The organism is Rubneribacter badeniensis (genome assembly GCF_002899695.1).
Lineage (GTDB): Bacteria > Actinomycetota > Coriobacteriia > Coriobacteriales > Eggerthellaceae > Rubneribacter > Rubneribacter badeniensis.
Genome location: NZ_PPEL01000131.1, coordinates 1 through 5,456, shown reverse-complemented (window position 1 = coordinate 5,456; position 5,456 = coordinate 1). Strand labels below are relative to the sequence as shown.

General features: G+C 63.9%; 4 protein-coding genes. 2 read left to right on the top strand and 2 right to left on the bottom strand.

Features of this window, described 5'->3' with window-relative positions:
* Nucleotides 1–467 precede the first annotated feature (467 nt).
* Nucleotides 468–782: a helix-turn-helix domain-containing protein gene (locus C2L80_RS12970; protein ID WP_157941098.1), complete on the bottom strand. Its 315-nt coding sequence runs from the start codon at nt 780–782 to the stop codon at nt 468–470.
* 248 nt (nt 783–1,030) lie between these two features.
* Here C2L80_RS12970 and C2L80_RS12965 point away from each other — a divergent pair, with 248 nt between their 5' ends.
* Nucleotides 1,031–2,479, top strand: coding sequence for a DHA2 family efflux MFS transporter permease subunit (locus C2L80_RS12965; protein ID WP_103263345.1), 1,449 nt, complete (start codon nt 1,031–1,033; stop codon nt 2,477–2,479).
* Here C2L80_RS12965 and C2L80_RS12960 read toward each other — a convergent pair.
* Entirely contained in the window at nt 2,476–3,366 is an 891-nt protein-coding gene (locus C2L80_RS12960) for a LysR family transcriptional regulator (RefSeq protein ID WP_157941097.1), read from the bottom strand. The genes C2L80_RS12965 and C2L80_RS12960 overlap by 4 nt on opposite strands.
* A 267-nt stretch (nt 3,367–3,633) precedes the next feature.
* Between C2L80_RS12960 and C2L80_RS12955 the strand changes: the two genes are divergently transcribed.
* Complete coding sequence (locus tag C2L80_RS12955; protein ID WP_103263343.1) at nt 3,634–5,271, top strand: FAD-dependent oxidoreductase; 1,638 nt, start codon at nt 3,634–3,636, stop codon at nt 5,269–5,271.
* Nucleotides 5,272–5,456 lie beyond the last annotated feature (185 nt).

Below are 5,456 nucleotides of genomic sequence, written 5' to 3'. Positions count from 1 at the left end.
GGCCGGGGGCGGGGGCTCGTCAGCCAGAGGCTGCGGGAGCGGGACCGGAGAGCCGAGAGCCGAAGGGCCAAAGACCGAGGACGGGGGCGGGGGTTCGCACCGCTTTCGCAGAGCAAGCCTCCCCCGCACGCTCGCAAAAAACCTTGCGGACGCAACGATTCTCGCGAACGCACGAAAGGGGTGCCAGACGCATCTGCGACACGCCACGCAGAGGTCTTCCCGCAGTCGCACAGCAAGCACCAAGAACGCATGCGACCTCGCACGCCCTACGCAGAGCGAGCAGAAGGGACGGGCAGATGAGCGAGGCGCGCACGCCAAGGAAGCGGAAAACGCAAGAGCGGAACGACGAAGACGCGTGCGAAGCCGGCAGGAAGGGCGTCGGGAAGCAAGCCGTCGAGCAATCGGAAGAAAAAGAGAATCCCTCCTCCGACCGTACTGCGGAACAGACCGATCGGCGATTTACATCCTCACCCCTTCAACTTCACCCGTGCCGAACCGACCGCGTCCCTCTCCAGAACGACCCCGCATCGGTCGCACTTCGAGTAGATATGCCTCATGTGCGTCTTGAACGTGTTGTAGGAGATCCCCAGGGCGCGTGCGACAGCCGGCCCCTTCAAGCCGGAACCGAGAAGCGACGCGACCTCCCGCTCTCGCGGCGTAAGCCGAAGCGAGAGCTCCGCGCCTTCCGCGCACACGTCCGCATAGCACCGACCCTCGACGCGACCCTCCGCGCACCTCGCCGCAAGGCCCGCATGCGGCAACGGCCTCTTCTCTCGCCCCATCGCACACTCCTTCGTCAACGCGTCAAACCCCGTCCTCGCCCGAAATGACGCAATCGAGGACGAGCCTTCCTTCTCACTGGCGGCCATTGTACGAACCTGCGAAGACATGCATGAAATAGAAACCCGTCATGGCAGGATGACCGCCACCCAATGGGGGCATTGCGAAATGCAATTTCCGGTATTACCTGCGTTTGGGAGATCATGAAAAATCAAAAAGATTGGACGCCGCCCCAAAGAAGAGGAAAGCCATGCCCATCGAACGAGGTCATATACAAATGCTCGTCATCCTGATGTCGGGAACCTTTTTAGCGGCCCTCAACCAAACCCTGCTTTCCCCTGCGCTGCCCTCCATCATGCTCGATCTGAGCGTAAGCGCCGCCACCGCGCAATGGCTCGTCTCCGGCTATGCCCTCGTTGAGGCCGTCACCATACCGCTTTCTGCCTACCTCCTTGGGCGGCTTACCACGCGACAGCTTTTCATCGGCGGCATGTGCCTGTTCTCTGCCGGAAGCCTCCTGGCGACGCTCGCGCCAAGTTTCTGGGCGGTCCTCCTCGGAAGGATCCTGCAAGCGGCGTGCACCGGCGCGGCCATGCCCATGGTCACCACCGTCACCTTGCTGGTGTTCCCCGCCGAGAAAAGAGGCATGGCGATGGGAACCGCCGGCCTGGTCATCGGCGTGGCACCCGCAGCCGGGCCGCCTCTCGCCGGTTTGCTCGTGGATCAGCTCAGCTGGCGCGCCATGTTCGCCATCGTCTTCGCGCTCTCGCTGCTGGTGGTGCTCGTCTCCTTCTGCAAATTGGAGAACTTCCGACGCTTCAAGCGAACGTCCTTCGACATCGCCTCCGTCGTCCTCTCCACCGTGGGCCTTTCCTTCCTTCTCTACGGGTTTTCCACCCTTTCCACCGCCGACGGCGCGCCCTTCGCGGTCGCCCTGATGGCCGTCGGGTCGGCAGCCGTCGCCCTGTACGCAAAACGTCAGCTGTCGCTGGCCGAACCGATGCTCGAGGTGCGGACGCTCAAGACGAGGCGGTACGCGTCATCCATCGCCGTCATCATGCTCGTCCAAAGCGCCTACCTGGGCGTCGGGGTCGTCCTTCCACTGTTCGTCCAAAACGCCCAGGGCCTTTCAGCCATGGCGAGCGGCGCAGCCATGCTGCCCGGCGCGCTTTTAGGGGCCGTCATGGGGCTTGTGGGTGGACGGCTTTTCGACCGCTTCGGCGTTCGGCGCACGTCTCTGCCGGGACTGGCGCTCATGGCCTTGGGAGCAACGGCCCTTTCGCTTCTCGGGCCAGAAGCGGGGTTCGCCGCCACCTGCCTCTCCTACACGCTTCTCTCCTTGGCCATGCAAGCCACCTTGACGCCTCTGAACACCTGGGGGATCAACGCCCTCGACAACGGCGTCGTGCAGCACGCCCAAGGCATCACGAACACCTTGATCCAGGTGGCGTCGGCGTTCGGAACGGCTTTGCTCGTGTCGATATCGGACGCAGCGGCAAACGCCGCAGTCGGCATCCCCTCAGAAGCGCAAGCCTACGCAGGCTGCCATGCGGCCTTCGTCGCGGCGGCGGCCATCTTGTGCGCAGCGCTCCTTGCGGCGCTCCTCCTCACCCGCATACACGACGCCGAACCGCACAAAGCGAAGCGAGCAAGCGCAAACGCAGACGAGGGCACCCCGAGCGAAACGCCGGCCCGTTAGCAAAACGAAGAGAACGCCTCCACGAGGGCGTGGACGTTCGGGTTGGGATCGTCGGCTCGATAGGCCACCATCTGGGCGAGTTCGAGCGGCGCGCCGTCCAGCGTGTCGAACAGCGCCACGTCGTCGCGTCCCGTAAGGGCCTCGGTGTTGATGCCGCACAAAGCCAAAGCGTCGCCAAGTTCGATATAGCGCAGCGCCAAGGGGCTCGCCACCGGCACCATGCGAAACGTCAGCCCCAAATCGTCTCCGAGCAGATGAAGAGCCTGGGCGACCATGAAGTCGTACCATTTGCTGCTCGTGATCGCCACCGTGCAGCCGCGAAGGTCCTCTCGGCGCAGTTCGTCGCGCGATGCGAGCGGATGGTCCTTTTGCAGACAGATGCGCACGCGATCATTCGTCACCCGAGCCGTGGCAATGCCTCGGCGCTCGGCATCGGCGCTCAACGCGGAAGAGAACGAGAAGTCGTAGCATTCACTGATGTCCACGATGCCCTTGTCGAGTTCGAAGAGCAGTGGCAGCGAATCCACCGATATCTCGACCAACTCGAAGGGGATGCCGTCCGCACGCTCAAGAAGCGCGGGAAGGTAGGGGATGTTTCCCGTTGTCTTGATGCGGACCGGAGGATAGCTTCTCACCAACTCGCCGCAGTCGCGAATCGCGTCGTCATAGCTTGCCAGCGCGCTCTGCACCCCCGCCAAAAACCGCTGTCCCGCAGGTGTGAGCTCGGCACCCCGCCTCCGGTCGACCAGCTTGAACCCCAGTTCCTTCTCAAGATTGGAGATGTGCACGCTCATAGCCGGCTGCGACAGGTGCAGCTCCTGTGCGGCCGCGCTGAAGTTCCGGCACTTCGCGAACACCACGAACTCGCGCAACGTCTCAAGCCTCATGCCCCGCCCCCAAAAGCGATCGTCCCTCTTGTTCGCGCCCTGACGAAGCGCTCGTCCGCGCCGCTCAAGGCGCGTCCATTCTAGCACAGCGCGCGCAGGAAAACCGACGCCCGATCGACCCATAACAAAGCGTAATGGGCACATACGCTCCCGACATGCGCGTTTCAAAAAGCGTCATTTCACCTATAGAACGCCGCCTTCCTATACTCGGATCGCACCGATGGGCGTGCAAAGAATCGAAGGGAAAAGAAATCGAAGGAAAGGGAGATGATCATGGAACTGACGCGCAGAAGCTTCCTGACCGGTGCGGCGGCGCTTGGAGGCGCGCTCGGCCTGGGCGCGCTTGCAGGCTGCTCGAGCAGTGGTGCCGAAGACGAGGGGAATTGGGACGAAGAGGCCGACCTCGTCGTGGTGGGCGGCGGCACGGGCCAGGTGGCGGCCATCGCCGGCGCGGCGGCCGGCATGAGCGTCATCCTACTCGAGGCGCGCGACATGGTGGGCGGCGCGATGGCGTTCTCGGGCGGCAACGCATGGCTCGCGAACACGTCGTACTCCCAGGAGAACGGCGACAGCTACGAGTTCGCCAAGAAGTACCTCGACCACATGCAGATGGGGATGGACAACGAAGAGCTGGTCGTGGCGTACCTCAACAACACCCAGCGGGTCGTGGACGTGCTGACCGAAAACGGCGTGAACATCCAGCCCCTTCCCCGCAACGGCCAGTACCAGCCGAACTGGGAAGGCGCCGACGTCATCGGGCGCAGCTGCCAAGTGATGGGCGACAACGACGGATCCGATGTCTCGGAGGCCGGCGGCTCACGGCTGAACAGCGCGCTATCGACCGCTTGCAGCAACCTGGGCGTCGAGGTGCTCACCAAGACGCGAGGACGCCGCCTGATCACATCGCGCGCATCGTCCGACGCCGTGCCGGAGGTGATCGGCGTCGTGGCCGAGGACAAGAAAGGCGAGATCCGCATCAAGGCGAACAAGGGCGTCATCTTGGCGACGGGCGGCTTCGAGTGGAACGAGAAGCTTGTGGAGAAGTACGTCCGCGTGCCCCTCAAGTACGGCCTTTCCTGGCCCGAGAACATCGGAGACGGGCTGCTGATGGTGCAATCGGTCGGAGCGGACCTCAACCTCATGCCCCACACGTTCGGCATGCCCTGCTTCCAAGTCCACGGGGAATACGCACGCGAGAACGGCCAGATCATGTCCATGGCCGGCAATGCGGCACGCAGCAATCCCGGTTCGATCATCGTCGATCAGAACGCGCGCCGCTTCTGCCGCGAGGACTCGTCCTACATGTCGATCAACAACACGTTCGGCGGGTACAACAACTTCGGGGACGAGGGCTACGCCGCCGATCCCGCCTGGTGGATCTGCGATCAGCTGTGCTACGACCAGAACGGCGGCCCCACCGGCACCTGCGCGTCCTGGGGATACCCCGTGCCGGACATCCCCGAGGAGGACTACGTCCACAAAGCCGACACGCTTGAGGAACTGGCCGAGCAGATCGGCATCAGCGGAGATCAGCTCGTGCGCACCGTTGAAGAGTACAACCTTCATGCGAAAGACGGCAAGGATCCCCTGTTCCACCGCGGAGAAGTGGGCACCGCCGGCCAGCCTGCGTTCGCCTTGCAGACCTTGGAGCAGCCGCCCTATTATGCAGTGGCCATCAACGCCGGCTGCTGCGGCACGATCGGCGGCCCGCAGCTGAACGGAAACGCGCAGGTCATGCATGTCTCCGGCGAGCCGATCAAGGGTTTGTACGCCATGGGCAATTGCGCCGGCGTCGGCGGCCCCGGACCTTCGTACGGCGGCGAAGGCGGCACGATCGGCCCCGCCTTCGTGTTCGGCGTGATCGCAGTCGACCATATGGCCAGCCAATCGGATCAATCGGCCTAAACCGCCCCTTCTCGCCACGGGCCGCCCCTCCCCGGCGGCCCGTCGGCTCGCCTTCCATTCGCGCCCACTCTCTTCTCGCACAGAACAGCCCAAACAAACGGGAAGGCGAAAGAAAGACGCTCGCCCGCATCCCCGCTCCCCGATACCTCCACCCATGCTCCGGCGTCTCCGCGCCCCGGTGCCCC

Excerpts from the sequence above, each read along its gene's own strand:
- C2L80_RS12965 (WP_103263345.1), top strand. The coding sequence starts at position 1,031 with ATGCCCATCGAACGAGGTCATATACAAATGCTCGTCATCCTGATGTCG.
- C2L80_RS12955 (WP_103263343.1), top strand. The coding sequence starts at position 3,634 with ATGATCATGGAACTGACGCGCAGAAGCTTCCTGACCGGTGCGGCGGCG.
- C2L80_RS12960 (WP_157941097.1), bottom strand. The coding sequence starts at position 3,366 with ATGAGGCTTGAGACGTTGCGCGAGTTCGTGGTGTTCGCGAAGTGCCGG.
- C2L80_RS12970 (WP_157941098.1), bottom strand. The coding sequence starts at position 782 with ATGGGGCGAGAGAAGAGGCCGTTGCCGCATGCGGGCCTTGCGGCGAGG.